The 17613-nt window shown below is 69.4% G+C and carries 14 protein-coding genes; 8 read left to right on the forward strand and 6 right to left on the reverse strand.

Annotated features, from left to right (window positions below):
* Position 1: 1 nt before the first annotated feature.
* The 5 genes from DMP23_RS36820 to DMP23_RS36840 all read right to left on the reverse strand — a co-directional run bounded on the left by DMP23_RS36820 (position 2) and on the right by DMP23_RS36840 (position 7514).
* Positions 2–1003, reverse strand: coding sequence for a MurR/RpiR family transcriptional regulator (locus DMP23_RS36820; protein WP_037808359.1), 1002 nt, complete (start codon positions 1001–1003; stop codon positions 2–4).
* Between the two features lie 211 nt (positions 1004–1214).
* The gene (locus DMP23_RS36825) at positions 1215–2969 is read right to left on the reverse strand and encodes a serine hydrolase (protein WP_337823782.1); all 1755 of its coding nucleotides are present in this window, start codon (positions 2967–2969) and stop codon (positions 1215–1217) included.
* A gap of 11 nt (positions 2970–2980) precedes the next feature.
* Positions 2981–4261, reverse strand: a complete 1281-nt coding sequence (locus DMP23_RS36830; RefSeq protein ID WP_337823783.1) for an exo-beta-N-acetylmuramidase NamZ family protein — start codon at positions 4259–4261, stop codon at positions 2981–2983.
* The gene (locus tag DMP23_RS36835; RefSeq protein ID WP_337824482.1) at positions 4258–6060 is read right to left on the reverse strand and encodes a glycoside hydrolase family 3 protein; all 1803 of its coding nucleotides are present in this window, start codon (positions 6058–6060) and stop codon (positions 4258–4260) included. The genes DMP23_RS36830 and DMP23_RS36835 overlap by 4 nt, the downstream gene beginning before the upstream one ends.
* A 632-nt stretch (positions 6061–6692) precedes the next feature.
* Entirely contained in the window at positions 6693–7514 is an 822-nt protein-coding gene (locus DMP23_RS36840) for an HAD family hydrolase (RefSeq protein WP_043827107.1), read from the reverse strand.
* 692 nt (positions 7515–8206) lie between these two features.
* Here DMP23_RS36840 and ssd point away from each other — a divergent pair.
* The 8 genes from ssd (at position 8207) to DMP23_RS36880 (ending at position 14373) form a co-directional block, all read left to right on the forward strand.
* The gene (ssd, locus tag DMP23_RS36845; protein ID WP_337823784.1) at positions 8207–9265 is read left to right on the forward strand and encodes a septum site-determining protein Ssd; all 1059 of its coding nucleotides are present in this window, start codon (positions 8207–8209) and stop codon (positions 9263–9265) included.
* A complete protein-coding gene (locus tag DMP23_RS36850; RefSeq protein WP_337823785.1) occupies positions 9266–10417 on the forward strand; it encodes a TadA family conjugal transfer-associated ATPase in 1152 nt (383 codons plus the stop codon).
* A 31-nt stretch (positions 10418–10448) separates the two neighbouring features.
* A complete protein-coding gene (locus DMP23_RS36855) occupies positions 10449–11201 on the forward strand; it encodes a type II secretion system F family protein (RefSeq protein ID WP_337823786.1) in 753 nt (250 codons plus the stop codon).
* On the forward strand, positions 11198–11893 hold the full coding sequence (locus DMP23_RS36860; protein ID WP_337823787.1) for a type II secretion system F family protein: 696 nt from the start codon (positions 11198–11200) through the stop codon (positions 11891–11893). Before DMP23_RS36855 ends, DMP23_RS36860 begins: the two co-directional genes overlap by 4 nt.
* A gap of 30 nt (positions 11894–11923) precedes the next feature.
* Positions 11924–12088 (forward strand): DUF4244 domain-containing protein, encoded by a 165-nt coding sequence (locus DMP23_RS36865; RefSeq protein WP_078561018.1) that lies wholly within the window; start codon positions 11924–11926, stop codon positions 12086–12088.
* Positions 12088–12426, forward strand: coding sequence for a TadE family type IV pilus minor pilin (locus DMP23_RS36870; protein ID WP_134662025.1), 339 nt, complete (start codon positions 12088–12090; stop codon positions 12424–12426). The genes DMP23_RS36865 and DMP23_RS36870 overlap by 1 nt, the downstream gene beginning before the upstream one ends.
* Positions 12423–12785 (forward strand): Rv3654c family TadE-like protein, encoded by a 363-nt coding sequence (locus DMP23_RS36875; protein WP_337823788.1) that lies wholly within the window; start codon positions 12423–12425, stop codon positions 12783–12785. The genes DMP23_RS36870 and DMP23_RS36875 overlap by 4 nt, the downstream gene beginning before the upstream one ends.
* 967 nt (positions 12786–13752) lie before the next feature.
* Positions 13753–14373 (forward strand): bifunctional DNA primase/polymerase, encoded by a 621-nt coding sequence (locus DMP23_RS36880; RefSeq protein ID WP_337823789.1) that lies wholly within the window; start codon positions 13753–13755, stop codon positions 14371–14373.
* Between the two features lie 48 nt (positions 14374–14421).
* On the opposite strand, the gene DMP23_RS36885 is transcribed toward DMP23_RS36880, so the two are convergent.
* The gene (locus DMP23_RS36885) at positions 14422–17439 is read right to left on the reverse strand and encodes a DEAD/DEAH box helicase (RefSeq protein WP_337823790.1); all 3018 of its coding nucleotides are present in this window, start codon (positions 17437–17439) and stop codon (positions 14422–14424) included.
* Positions 17440–17613 lie beyond the last annotated feature (174 nt).

Here is a 17613-nt window from a genome sequence, read left to right on the forward strand (position 1 = left end):
TTCATTTGCCGGTTTCCCGCGGACGACGACGACCGTCGGGTCTGACCCCGAGCCGGTGCGAGCCGACCGCGTCCCTCGTGGCGTCCAAGGCGCTGACCGACGCCTCCATGTGCCGCTGCGCGACGCCGATGAAGAGGCAGTCGATGACGGTCAGCTGGGCGATCCGGCTGGCGGTGGCCCCGGACCGGAAGGTGGTTTCGCGGGCCGCCGTGGTGAGCACGTGGTCGGCGACCTCGGTGATCGGCGAGCGCGGGAAGTTCGTGACCGCGACGGTCACCGCGCCGTGCTCGCGTGCGACCCGCAGCGCCTCGACGGTGTCCGTGGTCGCGCCGGTGTGCGAGATGCCGACCGCGACGTCGCCCGGCTTCAGCACGGCGGCCGAGGTCAGCATGATGTGCGTGTCCGACCAGGAGAAGCTGACGCGGCCGATCCGGTGCAGCTTCTGCTGCAGGTCAGCGGCGACGAAAGCGCTTGCGCCCACGCCGTACACGTCGACCCGGCCGGCTTCGGCGACGAGGTCGATCACGCTCTGCAGCGCGGCGACGTCGAGCTGGTCGGCGGTCTCTTCGACGGCGCGCGCGTCGGCGAAGCTGACCTTGCCGATGACGGACGCCAGGTCGTCGCCGGGGCCGATCTCGCCGCCGAGGTTGCGCGAGGTGCGCGCCTCGGTGCGGGCGGTGTCCGCGGCGAGCGCGATGCGCAGCTGCGGGTAGCCGCCGACGCCGACGGCCTTGCAGAAGCGCGTCACAGTGGTCTCGGAGGTGTTCGCGGCGAGCGCGACCTCGGTGATGCTGCGGCGCGCGACGGCGGCCGGGTCTTCCAGGACAACCTTCGCGACCCTCTGCTCGGCCCGGGCGAGTCCGGGCAGCAGCGAGCGAATGCGGACCAGGGGGCTCGCATCCGCGTCGCGCGCCGTCGCCTGACCTGCGAGGTGCTCGGAGGGTGCGCTGCTGATTACGGATCCCGCATCATCCGCCGTCGGAAAGTTACTAACCGTTGGCATTTGCGACAAGGCTACCCACATCCTTCGGCAGAACCACAACCCGTCCGTGTCTGCGGACTTCGGTTTGCGATTAATCGTTGTCAAGAAAGTCGCCAACCGAGTCCACGGTGTTAACGACCTCAAGCTAACGACTTGGCAACTAAGTGTGTCTAGCGAAGGAGTCTTGTTCCACTGAGTGGGGACACGAAGGTGGCAATGCGCGGCGGGGTGCCTACCGAGCGCTCAAATTCCAACCCGAAGAGGCCAGCTCCGCGGGGTTTCGCTCACCATCGAGAACGACGTGGCCGCGTTGGGTGACTTTCACACTATCGAGGGAAACTCCCCGTCCCGTGTAATTCGGATCGGTGCTGTAACGCCACCGGAGCGAGGTAGCCGCGGCGGCGGGCACCTCCGCGGACACCCGCCACCAGGAGCGGTGCCCGTGTCCGCCGAGCGCGGACGTCTCGTCGCCGGGTGCGCCCGGGCCACGGGCCTGGAGCGGAACAGGTTGCCAATTAACCCCGTCGGTGCTCGATTCGAGCCGCAGCGGGTCGCTCGGGCCCTCTGTGTCGACGAAAGCGGCGAAGGACACGCGCAGTGGTGCACCTGCTGGAAGCGGTTGGGTACTGAGCGTAGCGACGCCGTTGTTTCCCAGGCTCGCGTACCAGGCGTCGGGGCCCTGGACCGGCCGCACGGCCATCGCCTTCGCGAGCGAGGTCGCCCAGACCTGGCGGGCGGTGTTGATGGAACCCCAGGTGCGCGTGGGGTGCACGCGGTTGGTGAGCAGCAACGCGAACGACCGCGACTCGGGATCGATGACCAGCGTGGTGCCGGTGAAGCCGGTGTGGCCCGCGCTGATCGGCGACGCCAGCGCGCCCATGTACCAGGGCTGGTCCAGTTCGAAGCCGAGCCCGTGCTCGTCGCCGGGGAAGCGCTGGTTGTAGTTCGTCAGCATCTTCGTGACGGTGTCCGGCCGCAGGATCCGGTGCCCGCGGTAGCTGCCGCCGTTGAGGATGGCCTGGGAGAGCACGGCCATGTCGTTCGCCGTGGAGAAGACGCCGGCGTGCCCGGCGACGCCGCCGAGCGACCAGGCGTTCTCGTCGTGCACCTGTCCGCGCACGAGCCCGCGCGGCGGCGTCGTCTCGTACTCGGTCGCGGCGATGCGGTCGAGCTTCGACGCGGGCGGGTTGTAGCCGGTGTCAACCATGCCGAGCGGCGCGGTGATGCGGTCGTGCACCACCTGGTCCAGCGGCTTGCCGGACAGCTTCTCGATCAGCAGGCCCAGCGTGAGCATGTTGAGGTCGGAGTACAGGTACGTGCTGCCCGGCGCGTTCTTGAGCGGGCTGTCGAGGATGGCCTTGCGCCGCGACGGGATGTCGGGATAGCCAGCCCAGAGCGACGGTGACGGGTCGGCGTCGAAGCCCGAGGTGTGGGTGAGCAGCTGCAGCACGGTGACGTCCTGCTTGCCGTTGACGCCGAACTCCGGCAGATAGCGCACGACCGGCGCGTTGACGTCCAGCTTGCCCTGCTCGGTCAGCTGCAGCGCGGCGATCGAGGTGAAGAGCTTCGAGATCGACGCCATGTCGAAAATGGTGTCGTTGCGCATCGGGACCTGCTGGTCCGGCGGCAGTTCGGTGCCCTTGGCGTCGGCGTACCGGAGCGCGCCGCCGACGGCGTAACGGTCCACGACCACGCCGTCGTGCACGAGCAGGCCGACCGCGCCGGAGAAGTGCGGATGCCCGCTGGCGTCCGGCTGCGTCCAGCTCTTCAGGAACTGTTCGGCGTCGCGGATCGGCTGCGGATCGAGGTTGACCTCGCCCGGGCTGCCGTCGCGCAGCGTCGTGCTCGCCGGGGCGAACCCGTGCTGCGGACGGTCGAAACGCCCGGCGAAGCCGCCGTGTCGGTTGTCGATCGTGGCTGCTCCCGCGGTCGTCGTGGCCGCGACCAGTACGGCCAACGTCGCGACGAGCACTTTCCTAGCACGCATGACCGCTCTCCTCAGCGATAGATCAGGTGGGGGCGGCGTCTGCGGGCGAAGTCGGCGAGCTCGGCGCGCCACGCGCCGGTGATCTCGTCTACCCCGGCGCCGGCGTCGACCATGGTGCGCAGCCGCGCGGATCCGGACAGCTTGTCGATCATGTGGTCCGGCCGCCAGCCGAATTTGTCGGGCGCGACGCGCTTGGCCGTCACGAACATCGAGACGGTGGTGCTGATGGCGTCGAAGGCCCGCGGATCGGTGACGGTGACCTGTACGCCGCCGCAGGGCTCGTTCACGAATTTGCCGAAGGTGGGCACGAAGTAGATCTCGCGGAACGCCGCGCCCGGCAGGTGGAGCTTCTCGAGCTCTTCGCGCCAACGCCAGTCGAGGCCGGGCGCGCCGATGATCTCGAACGGCCTTGTGGTGCCGCGTCCTTCGGAGAACACGGTGCCCTCGAACATGCCTGTGCCCGGGTACACGAGCGCTGTGTCCGGCGTCGGCATGTTCGGGCTCGGCAGGACCCAACGGAGACCGGTGTTGGCGAAGAAGCTGTCGCGTCGCCAGCCGCGTACCTCGACGACTTCGAGCTTCGCCAGCTTCACGCCTTCGCCGGGCAGGAATTCGGCGGCGAAGAACTGCGCGAGTTCGCCGACCGTCATGCCGTGCTGCTGCGCGATCGGCTTCAGCCCGACGCCGGACGAGAACTTCGGGTCGAGCACTGGGCCGGACAGTCGTCCGCCGATGGGGTTCGGCCGGTCTAGGACGACGAAGGCCGCGTTGACCTTCGCTGCGGCGACCATCGCCGTGTACAGCGACCAGATGTACGTGTAGAAGCGCGCGCCGACGTCAGCGATGTCGAAGACGACAGTGTCCAGTCCGGCCTTCTGAAACAGCGAAGCGAGCTTCGTCGCGTTCGCGCCGTACGCGTCGTACACGGGGATGCCGGTGCGCGGGTCGGTGTAATCGCCTTCGGAGCCACCGGCTTGCGCGCTGCCGCGAAAGCCGTGCTCGGGCCCGAAGGCCGCGACGGGACGTACACCCGCCGCGACCATCGAGTCGACGATGTGGTCGCCGTTGGCGAGCACGCCCGTCGGGTTGGACAACACGCCGAGCTTGCGTCCGGCGAGCGGACGCCAGCCCTGCGCTGCGAGCTGTTCGGCACCGGTGAGCACCCGGCGTGCCAACTCGGCTTGCGGTGCTTCGGGTGTCGCTTGTGCTGCCTGTGCCGCTGTCGAGCTGCTCGCCAGCACTGGCACGGCGAGCGCCGGAACGGCCAGGAAATTCCTGCGGTTGAGAGTCACCAGGTCAGCCCGTGTCCGAAGGGGTATTTGACGGTGTGCACGTCCGCCCCGGCCGGGACGTCGACCGGCAGCTTCCCGCTGGGCTTCGTCTCGCCGAGCACGACCTTCGCCAGCGCTTCGAGCGACGGCGTGATGTACCCGTAGGTGGCGAGCCAGGTCGGCACCGGGTTCGCGTAACCGGCGTCGTACGGAATCTGCGCGGCGACCGCGACCACCGGCTTGCCGGTATCCATGAGTGCCTGAAGAAGCTTGCCCTGCAAGGGGAAACCGCCGAGGTTGTTCGTGAGCACCACGACGACGTCGTTCTGCTTCGCGGCCGCCGCGGCCTCGGCGATCTGCGCGTCGGTCGGGGTTTGCCCGGTGGCGAGCGCGGTCGCCTTGGTGCCGTGCGCGGTGAAGCGGTCGGCAAGCGTTTGCGTCGTGGTCGCGCCCCAGCCGGTGACCAGCACGCTCGACGGCTTCTGCTTGAGCGGCAGCACCCCGGCGTCATTGGCGATCGCGGTGATCGACCGGTCGGCGATGCTCTGTGCGGTAGCCAGGTGCTCCGGCGTGCCGACCTTCTTCATGACCTGCGACGGGTTATCGAACGGCGAGTACAGGATTCCGCGCTTCAGCTTGAGCTTCAGCACCCGCAGCACGCTCTGGTCGATCCGCTGCATCGGCAGGTCGCCGGACTTCACCGCGGCGATCACCGCGTTGATCGCGACGTCCAGGTGCACCGGCATGAGCAGCTGGTCCACGCCCGCTTTCAAGGCGAGGACCGGGATTTCGGCGTCGCTGTGCAGCTCCCGCACGCCCTGCATCTCGAGCGAGTCGGTGATCACGACGCCGTTGTAGCCGAGTTCGCCGCGCAGCTTGCCGGTGATGATCGGCTTCGACAGCGTCGCGGGCTCACCGGACGGGTCGAGGCTCGGGAACTGGATGTGCGCGCTCATGATCGAGTCGATGCCGGCGGCGATCGCGGCCTTGAACGGCGGCACGTCGATCTTGCGCCAGTCCGCCTCGGAGCGGTCGATCTTCGGCAGCCCGGTGTGACTGTCGGTGGCCGCGTCGCCGTGGCCGGGGAAGTGCTTCGCGGTGGACGAGACGGTCTGGCTGGCCGGCCCGGAGTCCTGGTAGCCCTTGACCTCCGCGGTCACGAAACTGCTGGCCAGGTCGGGTCGTCCGGAGAACGACCGGACGCCGATGACCGGGTTGGCCGGGTTGGAGTTGACGTCCGCGTCCGGCGCGTAGTCCTGGTTGATGCCGACCGCGCGCAGCTCGTGGCCGAGGATCGTGGCGGCCTTGGTCGCGCTGCCGGTGTCCCGGCCGGCGGCGATCGCCATCGAGTTGGGGAACTCGGTGGCCGGCGCGCCCATCCGCGTGACCGTGCCGCCCTCCTGGTCGGCGCCGATCTGCAGCGGGATGTGCGCGCCGCTGGAGATCGCCGCGCGCTGCAGGCCGTTGGACAGCTTCGCGACCTGCGTGGGGTCGTCGAAGTTGTCGCGGCTGGAGTTGTTGAAGTAGATGACGCCGCCGAGGTGGTACTTCTGCACGGCTTGGGCGGCGGTGTCGACGCCGAAGTCGGTCTGGTTCTTCGGGTTGACCTCGTCCGCGGACTTGCCGTTCACCCACGTGACGAACAGCTGCCCCACTTTTTCTTCCAGGCTCATGCCGCGCAGAGCCCGTGCGGCCGCGGCGTCGAGCTGCGCGGCCGTCTGCTGGGGTGTCTGCTGCGGCTGTTTCGGCGCCGCGAACGCCGAGGAACTCAACCCCCCGACGGCGAGCACCCCCGCAAGGGGAACGGCGAACACCTGCATCCTCCGCGTGCGCGCGAGTCGGTTCGTCACGAATTGCCTCCCAGTGTCGCGTGCCGCCGCGGGTGCGGACGCGAGTCGTGAAGCGTCCACCGGGCAGCACCGGTATCGGGAAGCTACTCACCGCGATACGGGGTTGTCCATCGGCCGAGCGCAGGAACGAGAGGGTTCACCTGGGAGGACGTCAGGCCGCGCGCGGATTTCTTCGAGCCGGGCTCGGTCCGCTGCGCAAGGGGGTGCCGACATAACACTGGCGGCGCCCGTCAGCCGAGGCCAACGGGCGCCGCCAGTCAGCGCGAACATCTCGGGCGACCAAGCGTGCAACTCTGGTCGTACCTTCATGGACTCGGCGTCCGGCGTCCCGGTACGCAGTCCCTAGACGACGAGCCTCCCGCGGCGTGCTGCGCGTGGGTACCCGGAGTCCGCGCACGGAGGTTGCCCGGGGTGACAGAGGCTTCTCTTCTACCTCTGTCCTGGCCGAATCAACGTCCGCACCTACTTTCTACGCCGTGAGCGCGGTCACTTCAAGTGCGCGTACGGGTGCACCGGTACAGAGGCTCGATCCGGTGACAACACCACCCACAGCAACGGACCTAGCTGCGGAAACCGGCGTTTTGGTACCGCCACGCGGGTGCTCAGTTGTCGGCACCCCGAGACCGGCGGCGCCGGCTCAGGCTGTACCAGGTCGCGCCCGCCGCGACGGCCCCCACGCCGAGCGCCACCATGCCCGCGGACTTCGCCGGGATCCGCGTCCGCAGCGACATCGGCCGCTCGAACGCGAGGACCGGCCAGCCGTGCTCGTCCGCGGTCCGGCGCAGCAGCTTGTCCGGGTTCACCGCGTGCGGGTGACCCACCACCTCCAGCAGGGGGATGTCGGTGCTGGAGTCGGTGTAGGCGAAGCAGTCCGCGAGGTCGTAGCCGTGCGTGGCGGCCTGCTGCTTCGCGGCGACGGCTTTGTTCTCGCCGTAGCAATAGAAATCGACCTCGCCGGAGTAGCGGCCGTCGACGATCTCCATGCGAGTGGCGACGCAGCGGGTCGCGCCGAGCATCTCCGCGACCGGGGCGGCGACCTCCTCGCCGGTCGCGGACAGCACGATCACGTCGTGCCCGTCGTCGAGGTGCTGTGCGATGAGGTCGGTCGCCTCCACGTAGACGAGCGGATCGACTACGTCGTGCAAGGTTTCGCGCACGATCGCGGAAACCTGTGCGACATCCCAGCCCGCACACAACGCGGAAACCTCGGCGCGCATCCGTTCGGTCTTGTCCGCGTCCGCGCCGGCGAGCGAGAAAACCAGTTGCGCGTAAGCACTTCGCAGCGCCGCACGGCGGTTGATCAGTCCTTCGCGGAGCAACGGCTTGCTGAACGCGAGCGCGCTGGACGACGCGATGATCGTCTTGTCGAGGTCGAAGAAGGCGGCTACGCGCCGGGGTGCTTCTTCGCTGCGGGGTTCGGCCACGTGATCAGGATAGGCGTACCGCGCCGTGTTGTTGGCAGCACACCGGTCGTGGCGACGGCCGGAAAATCGATGACATCGGCTCGCTTACGGCCTCGGGTGCCGTTATCGAATCGTATGTGTCACTCACACAGCCAACTCATAGCTAACGGAGTTACAGTGAACGGACCCGGTCTTGAACCGGGCTGGTTCAGTCCGACCCCCCGGGGCTGAACCCCCTGGCGGCCCTCGTCCCTCCCCCCTGGCGAGGGCCGCCTTCTATTCTCCCCCGTTTTCCCGTCGGCGAACAATTTTCACTTCTGCCCCGATATCGTTGTCCGGACCATGTTTGCGGCCCTGACCTGGGCTGTCTCGGTCGTTCACGGCGCGCCTTACGGGCAAGATCAATTAACCGCGCGCTTACCTTTCCGGTGTTTTCTCCGGCCGCGGCGCTCCTTACTCGTGCCGGTGCGGCAAATTTACTTCTTTGCTCTCGATTTTCCGGAGGTTCTTCGCGGCAATCGTTTTCTCGGCCGAATGCGCGGAGCCGTGCATTGTCCGGTGCGGGCGGACACTCCGCGGTGCTGGATCGATTTCGCACCCCGAGTTGTCCACAACCCCCGGGTTATCCACATGACGGAAAAACGGGCGTTGCCGTGTCGGCGGGCGGGGAGCGACGGTGGAAGTCCGGCCCGCGAAACCCAGGGGAGGGGCACATGGCCACCGCACAACCGCTCGTCGTCTCCGGCGAAGGCACCGTGTTCGAAGAGATCCGCCGCGTCGCCGCGGTAGTCGGCTGCGAGTTCGATCACGCGCCAGATCTGGCCGCCGCACGCGGACGATGGACGCGAGCTCCGCTCGTGGTGCTGGACGAGGACATTTCGGTTGACAGCCCGCCCATGCCAGCACGCGACAGCGTCGTGCTTGTCTGCAAAGGCGCACCCGGTCTCGATACCTGGCGACGCGCAGCCGCCCTCGGCGCCCGCCGAGTTTTCAGCCTGCCTGACGACGAAGCGGGCTTGACCGGTGCGTTCGCCGACGTCACCGACGCACCAGCCGAATCACCAGGCCCAGTAATCGCTTTCGTCGGCGGCCGAGGCGGTTCCGGCACTTCTGTGCTGGCCGCAGCGGTCGCCGTCGAAGCCGCCCGTACCGACTCCGCGCTCTTAGTCGACTGCGATCCGTTAGGCGGCGGATTGGATCTCCCGCTGGGCCTGGAACACACGAAAGGCCTGCGCTGGCCCGAAGTTCGGTTGTCCGGCCGGGTGTCTGTCCCGTCCCTGATCGCCTCACTGCCCAGCCGCGGCAAGCTCCCCGTGTTGTCCTGCGGCCGTTCCGGCGAGGGTCCGAGCCCTCGCGCTTTGTCCGCGGTAGTCGCCGCGGGCAGCCGGGCCGGCCGAACCGTCGTCTGCGATTTACCCCGCCATTTCGACGAGGGCACGCTCGCCGTCGCCTCAGCCGCAGATCTGCTCGTGCTAGTCGTTCCCGTCGAGTTCCGTGCCTGTATGGCAGCGAAACAAGTTCTGACTCGCCTCCGCCCGCACACCGAGCGTTTCGCAGTCGTCGCAAGTGGACACCGCATCGACGGCGTCCCGGCTTCGCAAACCGCGGGAATGCTCGGCCCGCCTTTGATCGCTGACGTGGCCCCAGAACGTCGAGTAGCCGCCACCCTGGAATCCGGCGAGTTCGACCTGCCCCCGAAGGGCGCGTTGGCCACCGCGGCTCGTGCCGTGCTGGCGAACCTGCGTCCCCTCACCACCGCACAGGCCGCGTAAATGACCACCGACCTAGTAGAACGAGTCCGCCATCGCCTGGCCGGCGAAAGCCGCGGCACCGACCCGATCGCCCTAGCCGAAGCCGTCCGCGCCGAAGCCGGCGGCGCCCTGAGCCACGACGCAGTGCTGGCCGCCGTCCGCCAAGCCCGAGACGAGTTCGTAGGCGCGGGCCCGCTAGCCCCGTTGCTGGAGGACGACACGGTCACCGACGTCCTGGTCACCGCCCCCGACCAGGTCTGGACCGACGGTCCCGCAGGACTCGCCCGCACATCCATCCGCTTCCCCAACGAGGACGCCGTCCGCCGCCTAGCGCAGCGCCTGGCCCTAGCCGCAGGCCGCCGCCTGGACGACGCCCAGCCATACGTCGACGGCTGGCTCCCCGTCCGCCAAGGCCGAATCCGCGTCCACGCCGTCCTGCCGCCCATCGCGGCGAACGGCACCTGCCTGTCCCTGCGCGTCCTACGCCCGGTGACCCACGACCTAGCCGCGCTCGAAGCCCACGGCTCCATCGACCCAACCGCCCGGAAGATCCTCGAAGCGATCCTCAACCACCGCCTAGCCTTCCTCGTCACCGGCGGCACCGGCGCCGGAAAGACGACGCTCCTGAGCGCCTTGCTGAGCGCGGTCGCTCCCACAGAACGAATCGTCTGCGTAGAAGACGCTGGCGAATTACGCCCGACCCACCCACAGTTCGTAAGCCTCGTCGCCAGACCCGCGAACGTAGAAGGTGCCGGCGCGGTCGAACTCCCAGAGTTGGTCCGCCAAGCCCTGCGCATGCGCCCAGACCGACTGATCGTCGGCGAGGTTCGCGGAGCAGAAGTGTGCTCCCTGCTGAACGCCATGAACACCGGCCACGACGGCGGTGCCTGCACCTTGCACGCGAACTCCCCCGCAGAAGCCCCGGCACGCCTGGAAGCCCTGGCCGCCCTAGGCGGTCTGCCGAGAGACGCGCTGCACAGCCAACTAGCCGCAGCGGTCCGCGTCATCCTCCACATGCGCCGAACAACCACCGGCCGCCGCCTGACGGAAGTCGCAGTACTCCAGCGCTACCACGGAGAAGTAAGAACCCACCCCGTCTGGCGCGACGGCCAGTGGACGAACCGTCGCTCCCTCTTCACCGCCCTGACCACTCCCGAATCCGCCCGCGACTAGCTCATTCGCTCCAGCATCGAGGTTACCCCCGTTGATCTCCGCATGGCCGTTCCTCTGCGTAGGCACCGGAATCCTGTGCTGGCCAACCACGCCCAACCGCCTTCTCCCGACACCCCGCCGCCACCTCCGCCTTCCCATCCCGCCGCGCCAGGCACTCTGGCTGGCCCCCGCCGTCGTAGCCCTGCCGCTGGGCGGAATCGGCGCCGCGATCGCCACCGCCCTGCTCACCCTCGCCGTCCGCCAGGAATGGCACAGCAGAAGGGAAACCACCGACACCCTGACCCGCGCCGAACGCACCGCGACAGTCCTCCGCACGATGGTCTCCGAACTCCGCGCCGGCGCCCACCCGGTAACGGCCGCCGAAGCAGCGGCGGACGCAGTCCCGGAACTAGCCGGAGAACTCCACAACCTCGCCACCGCCGCCCGCCTAGACGGAGCGTTGGAATCGCCCGCTCTCCCCGCCGTCGCCCAATCCTGGAACCTCGCCCGCCGCCACGGCCTGCCCATCGCCGACGCCCTCGACGCCGCCCGCCGAGACGTCGACGCAGAAGTCGCCTTCGCCCGCCGCCTGCGCGCAAAGATGGCCGGGCCACGCATGAGCGCGATAGTCCTGACCGCGCTACCCGTCGGCTGCCTGGCAATGGGCCAGCTCATCGGTGCCAACCCGCTCGCAGTCCTCACGGAAACCCTTATCGGGCAAGCGTTCCTGGTCGCAGGCGCAGCCCTGCTCTGGGCAGGAACCGCCTGGTCCAGAGCCCTCACCAACCGCAGGTCCGCCCCATGACCGCCCTGAGCCTCGCCCTCGCCGCCACCGCATTGCTGCTCTGGCCAAGCGTCGCCCAGCCCCGACACCTAGCCCGGCCCAACCGTCCACACCGCACCCCGCGACCAGAGGTCTGGCACCCCGCCGCCGCAATCGTCTGCGGTGTGTCCGCAGCCGTCCTCACCGGATTCCCGGTAGGACTAGCCGCCGGTGCAGGCTCATGGTGGCTCCTGCGCCGATCCCGCCACCCCAAGAACCCAGACGACGTCTCGGAACGGCTCCGCTCCGCGTCAGTCCTGGACATGCTCGCCGCCTGCCTGCGCGCCGGAATGCCGGTCCCGACCGCCCTCGAAGCCGTAGCACCCGGCGCACCACCGGCCACCGAAACCGCCCTGCACGCAACAGCAAACCTGCTAGCCCTTGGCGCAGACCCGACCCCAGCCTGGGCCCCGCTCCGAGCCCGGACGGACTTCGCCGAGCTGGCAGTCGCAGCCACCCGAACCGCGCGGTCCGGGGCAGCCCTCGCCTCGACCGCGGACGACTTGGCCCGCCGCATCCGCGACGGACTGGGCGTCGAGGCCGAAGAACGCGCCGAACGCGCCGGAGTCGCCCTGGCCCTGCCGGTCGGGTTGTGCTTCCTGCCCGCGTTCTTCGCCCTCGGCGTGCTGCCGGTAGTGCTCGGCCTTGCCGGGCGAATCGGCGGCCTGCTGTGAACCCGTCCACGACAGAAAGGGAATCCGACCATGTGGTTCTTGCCCGGAGACGAGGGCACCACCACCGCCGAATACGCCATCGGCACGGTAGCCGCGGCAGCGTTCGCCGTGGCGCTCTACGTGCTGCTCAGCGGAGACTCCGTCTCCGCGACGTTGGCCGGCCTGGTGCACAAAGCCCTGACGGTGGCCACCTGATGGCCAGCCGTCGCCGGGACGGCGGATTCGTCACGGTGGAAGCCGCCCTGTCCCTGGGCGCGCTGACCGCCGTGCTGGCGATCCTGCTAGCGGGCACCAGCGCGATCGCCGGACACCTCCGATGCCTGGACGCCGCCCGCGAAGCCGCCCGCCTGACCGCGGCCGGACAGCCAGGAGCCGCCGACGCAGTGGTCCAAACCATTGCCCCGCACGGCGCACACCTCACCATCCACCGCACCGGCGACGGCCTCACCGCCGAAGTAACCACCGACGCCCTGTCCGCTCTCCACCTGAGCGCAACCGCCTACGCCATCATCGAACCGACCTCGGCCTCATGACCCAAAAACAACCAGCGGACGCAGGCGTAGCCACGATCTGGACAGCCCTGGCCGCCGCCACCCTGATCGCCGTGACAGTCCTGGTGTGGTGGCTGGCCGCAGCCATCACCGCCCGCCACCGCACCGAAGCCGCCGCCGACCTCGGCGCACTAGCCGCAGCAGCCCACGCCGCCGCCGGCCCGACCGTCGCCTGCGCCCGAGCCAAGGAGGTAGCCGACCACGAACGCGCAGTACTGACCAGCTGCCGCTGGCACAACCGCGACGCCTTCATCGAAGTCCGCTCGATGACCACCCCCATCCCCGGCCTACCACCCCCCACCGCAAAATCCCGCGCCGGTCCGGTCGACCTGCCTCCCTAACCGGGACACCCCGACCGGCACCGTCCCCGGCAGCCGCGTCGGCAGCGATCTCCGGCCCGGTCGGCAGCCGTGCTCCGCAACGGAGCTACGCGTGCGGACACCGGCGCTGGCCCGGCAGCCGTGTTCAGCGGGAGCGACGTGCGGGCTGGTCGAGTAACCGTGCCCGCTGCTTGCGCGGTACCAGTGCCAGCACCGGTGGCGGAGCTGAGAGGCAGCGACGCTTGCGCGCCACCGGTGCTGGCCCGGTGGCGGTGCTGGGAGGCAGCGACGCGCGGCCCGGTCCGGCGTTCGTGCTCCGCGACGGGCCTCTGGCTGGTCGCGCTCGCCGGAGCTGCTGCGCGACCACCCGCGCTGTCCCCGATTGCTCGGGCCGAGGACTGCCTCAGCGATCACCCCCCCAGTTCGCCCGAAGCAGTCCAACGCGTGGTTTGCCACCGAGGCCGACCTCGCCCGACCCCACCGAAGGGAGTTGCAACCTGCCACCCGCCTCCGCTCACCCCGTCAGCCCCGTCATCACGCACTGTCCTCCGCGGCGCGCCGGAACCGTTCATCGGCGACGAGCCGGACCGGTGACCAGTCGCCGGAACCCCCGGTTCGTCCGGACCTTTCCGGCGCCGGCGACGAGTGGCGAAGAACACGAGCAGCGGTCGCTGGCGCACGCCGAACGGTCAAACCCGCAGGTCAGCGGGTGGTCCAAGGGTATGCCTCAGTATGCGTGCGAAAAGGCGGGAAAGTGTCGAATCCCGTGGTGGGCCCGTTCTCGCGGGCCGGACGGCGGGGTCAGCGGCCGGTGATCGGCACCTTGTTATCGGCCGGACAGTGGGCTACTGGGCGTTCATCGCTCGGTAACGGCCGGTTGTCGCGCGGAGTCTTCCCCGCAATGTGCAACTTGCCGTTTAGTGAGACGTGCGCCACCACGGCCCCGACCCGCACGGCGCGAAAACCGGACCTCGAAGGCAGGAAAGCAATGTTGGACGCGAATTGGCCGGACAGCTGGCGGAACGCCTTCCGCATCGAATTGCGTGCGGAGGCGATCGGCCTCGCTTGGCGCGGCTGGCCGGTGCTTCCGGGGGCGACCCCGGAGCCGATCACCGCGGAGGGGGACGACCTGACCTGGCGCCGGCCGGTGCCGGTGCGCGACGACTGGCGTGAGCTGGTCGGTTCGCACGCCCACGAGGTCGCCAGCTGGTTCAGCGACCGCACGCACAGCCTGCTCGTGGCGACCGGCACCGTGCTCGACGCGGTCGAGGTGGACCAGGAACTGGGCAAGCGCGCCGCCCGGCTGCTGCGTTCCATCGGGCACCCGGCCCCCATCGTCGCGATGCCGAACGGCCGGTGGCTGTTCCTCACCCAGCCCTCCGAGCATCTGCCCGCCGAACTCGCCGAGGAGATTGCCGTGCAGTGGCACGGCAAGGACAGCTACATCCCGCTGCCGCCGTCGCCGTTCCAGCACGGCGTCGTGCACTGGCGCGTGAAGCCCGAGGTGTGCGGCTGGCAGCTGCCGCCCGCCGCCGAGGTGCAGGACGTGCTGGTCCGCGCCCTCGCCGACGAGCACGCCTCGATGCTGGTCGAGAGCACCGCCGCCTGATTTCCGGTTCCACCCCGGCAGGCAGCACGCGACAACCGAAGAAAGTCTTCACGCTCCACCGTGGCCGCACTGTTCCCCGTGCTGACGCAACGCCCCGAGCACGGCTCCCAGTACGGCCACCGCCCCTGCCTTGTCCAGCGGATCGTTGCCGTTCCCGCACTTCGGCGACTGGACGCAGGACGGGCAGCCCGTCGGGCACTCGCAGGAGACGATCGCCTCCCGCGTAGCGGCCAGCCACGGGACAATCGCGGCATAACCGCGGTCGGCAAACCCCGCACCCCCGGGATGCCCATCGTGCACGAACACCGTCGCCTCCCCGGTGTCCTCGTGCCACGCGGTAGACACCCCGCCGATGTCCCAGCGGTCGCACGTAGCGAACAGCGGTAGCAGGCCGATCGCCGCGTGCTCGGCGGCATGCAGGGCACCGGGGACGCGCGCCGGAATCAACCCGGCGCCCCCCGGTGCTCTGCCAGCACCCCCGGTCCCCGCCGGTCCCACCACACCACCGATCTCGACCCCGGCACCGGGCCCCCGCCCATCCGCCGGATCGCCCGAAACTTCGCCGGTTACCCCGACAACCGACGAGGCACCCCCGGTCCCCACCGGTTTCCCAGCCGCACGACGGTCCGCTGCCCCCGCAGCGCCCCCGCCAATTCCCCCGGCGGCTGGCGACGCATTCCCGGTCCCCGCCGGTTCCCCGCCCACGTGACTGGACGCGGACGCCGCAGCGGCTTCGTCGATTGCTCCGTCGGTTGGCGACACATTCCCGGCCCCCGCCGGTTCCCCACCCACCTGACTGGACGCGGACCCCGCAGCGATCTCGCCGATCTCCCCAGTGGCGGGCGACGCACTCTCGGTCCCCACCGGTTCTCCGGCAGCATGACTGGACGCAGCCGTCCCGCTGGATTCCCCGTCGGCTGGCGATGCGGTCCCCGCTGGTTCTTCGGCCGGATGACCAGCCGCTGCGCCCGCCGTCCGACCGGTTCCCTCGGCGGCTGGCGACGCACTCCCCGCCCCCGTCGCCTGGCCGCTCACCGACAGCGCATCCATGCCGCCGGAATGCCCGGCAGTTGGCGACGTGCCGTCGACCCCTGTCGACCCAGCAGCGGTTTCGCCACCACCGCCCCCACCCGGAGACTCCAGCAGCTCACCAGAAACCGTGTACCAAACCGCTCTCGTGTGGAGGCTCTGTTCCGGCAGGTCGAGCGGCGTGTGGTCCAGCACCTCACCCGACGGCCGCCTCCGCAGATACCCCACCACCTGCGACGTCACCGCCACCTCGCCCAGGCACACCGTCACTCCGCCGTGGCGGCATTGTTCTTCGGTCGACAGCACCGAGATGTCCACGATCTCGCGCGGCGAAGTCGTCCAGTCCGGGTCCTCCGCGTGCACCAGCGCCAGACCCGTCTCCAGGTCCAGCTCATCGACCACATACGACGACCCCTGATGCAGATACACCGCCCCGGGATGAACGGAGTAGCAAGCCGACCCCGGATCGACAGTGCCCAGCATTCGGCCGGAGTCCGCTTCCACCACTGCGATCTGGTCGCCGCCTGAGCCGCGGATGCCGACTTCCCCGTGCGGGCGGTCGCGGGAAGTCCAGTACCAGCCGCTGGAACGGCGGCGCAGCAGTTTCTCCTCGGCCAGATCCGCCAGCACCGCGCGGGCGGCCTCGCCGCCGAAGGTTTCCAGTTCCGGTTCGGTGAGCGGCAGCTCCGCGACGGCGCACGCGAGTTGCGGGCCCAATACATAAGGGTTCGTCGGGTCCAGGACCGCGGTTTCCACCGGGCGTTCCAGCAACGCGGCCGGGTGGTGCACCAGGTAGGTGTCGAGCGGATCGTCTCGGGCGACGAACACCACGAGCGCTTCGTCGCCCGAACGTCCGGCGCGGCCGGATTGCTGCCAGAACGACGCGAGAGTGCCGGGATAGCCAGCCAGAACCACGGCGTCCAGGCCGGCGATGTCGACGCCCAGCTCCAAAGCGTTCGTGGTCGCGACACCCAGCAGCCGACCCGAAAGCAGGGCTTGCTCCAGGGCGCGCCGCTCTTCAGGAAGATAGCCGGATCGGTACGCGGCAACGGTATCCGCCAACCGAGGGTCCACTTCGGACAGAAGACGGCGTGCGCCCAGCGCGGTCAGTTCAGCACCGCGGCGGGAGCGGACGAACGCCAGCGACCGAGCGCCTTCGACGACCAGTTCGGTGAGAATCCGCGCGGTCTCGACGCCAGCCGGACGGCGGACGGGTGCGCCGTTCTCTCCAGTCAGCTCGTCGAGCAGCGGCGGCTCCCACAACGCGACCGTCCGCGCACCACGCGGCGACGCGTCATCGGTGACCGCGGCGCACTCCACGCCGGTGAGCCGAGTGGCGAAGGAGGCTGGCGAAGCAGTGGTCGCCGAAGCCAGCACGAACACCGGGGAAGCGCCGTAGTGCTCCGCCACCCGGCGCAGGCGGCGCAGCAACAGCGCGACGTGCGAGCCGAAGACGCCGCGATAACTGTGGCATTCGTCGACCACGACGTACCGCAACCGGCGGAAGAACTGCGTCCATCGGGAGTGCGCCGAAAGGATGCCGCGGTGCAGCATGTCGGGGTTGCTGAACACCCAGTTCGCGTGTGCGCGGACCCAGTCGCGCTCTGTCATCGGGGTGTCCCCGTCGAACGCCGCCGCGCGTACGCCCGCGACGTCCAAAGAGGACACCGCGCGCAGCTGATCAGCGCCGAGGGCCTTCGTCGGCGAGAGGTACAGCGCCGTCGCCCGCGCGTCCGTGGCCAATGCGCTGAGCACCGGCAGCTGATACGCCAGCGACTTCCCCGACGCGGTTCCAGTCGACACCACGACGTGCGTGCCAGCATGCGCCAGCGAAGCGGCCTCGACCTGGTGCCGCCACGGTTTTTCGACTCCGGCCGCGCGGAACGCGGCCACCGCCGACGGCTCCGCCCACTCCGGCCACGGCTCGTGCCGGGCTGCGCGTTCCGGCAGCCGGGACACGTGCGTCACCGGATTCTCGTGCGCCGGGATCCCTGCCGTGACCCGGTCCAGCAGCCTCCGTCCTCGCTCTCCCACCACGTGCCGAAGCTTCGCACAGGGCACCGACAAAACCGGGCCGAGATCGATCCAGTGACCAATCACACAAGGTTACCGAACGTGCTGTCGCCGGGACGCATTGCGGACGCGCAGATCACTACCAATACACTCCCTCGATCCACACCCACTGTGGCGAGCGTCATGTGAGACGTGCAT

It is taken from the genome of Amycolatopsis sp. A1MSW2902 (assembly GCF_017312175.1).
GTDB classification, from domain to species: Bacteria; Actinomycetota; Actinomycetes; order Mycobacteriales; family Pseudonocardiaceae; genus Amycolatopsis; species Amycolatopsis nivea.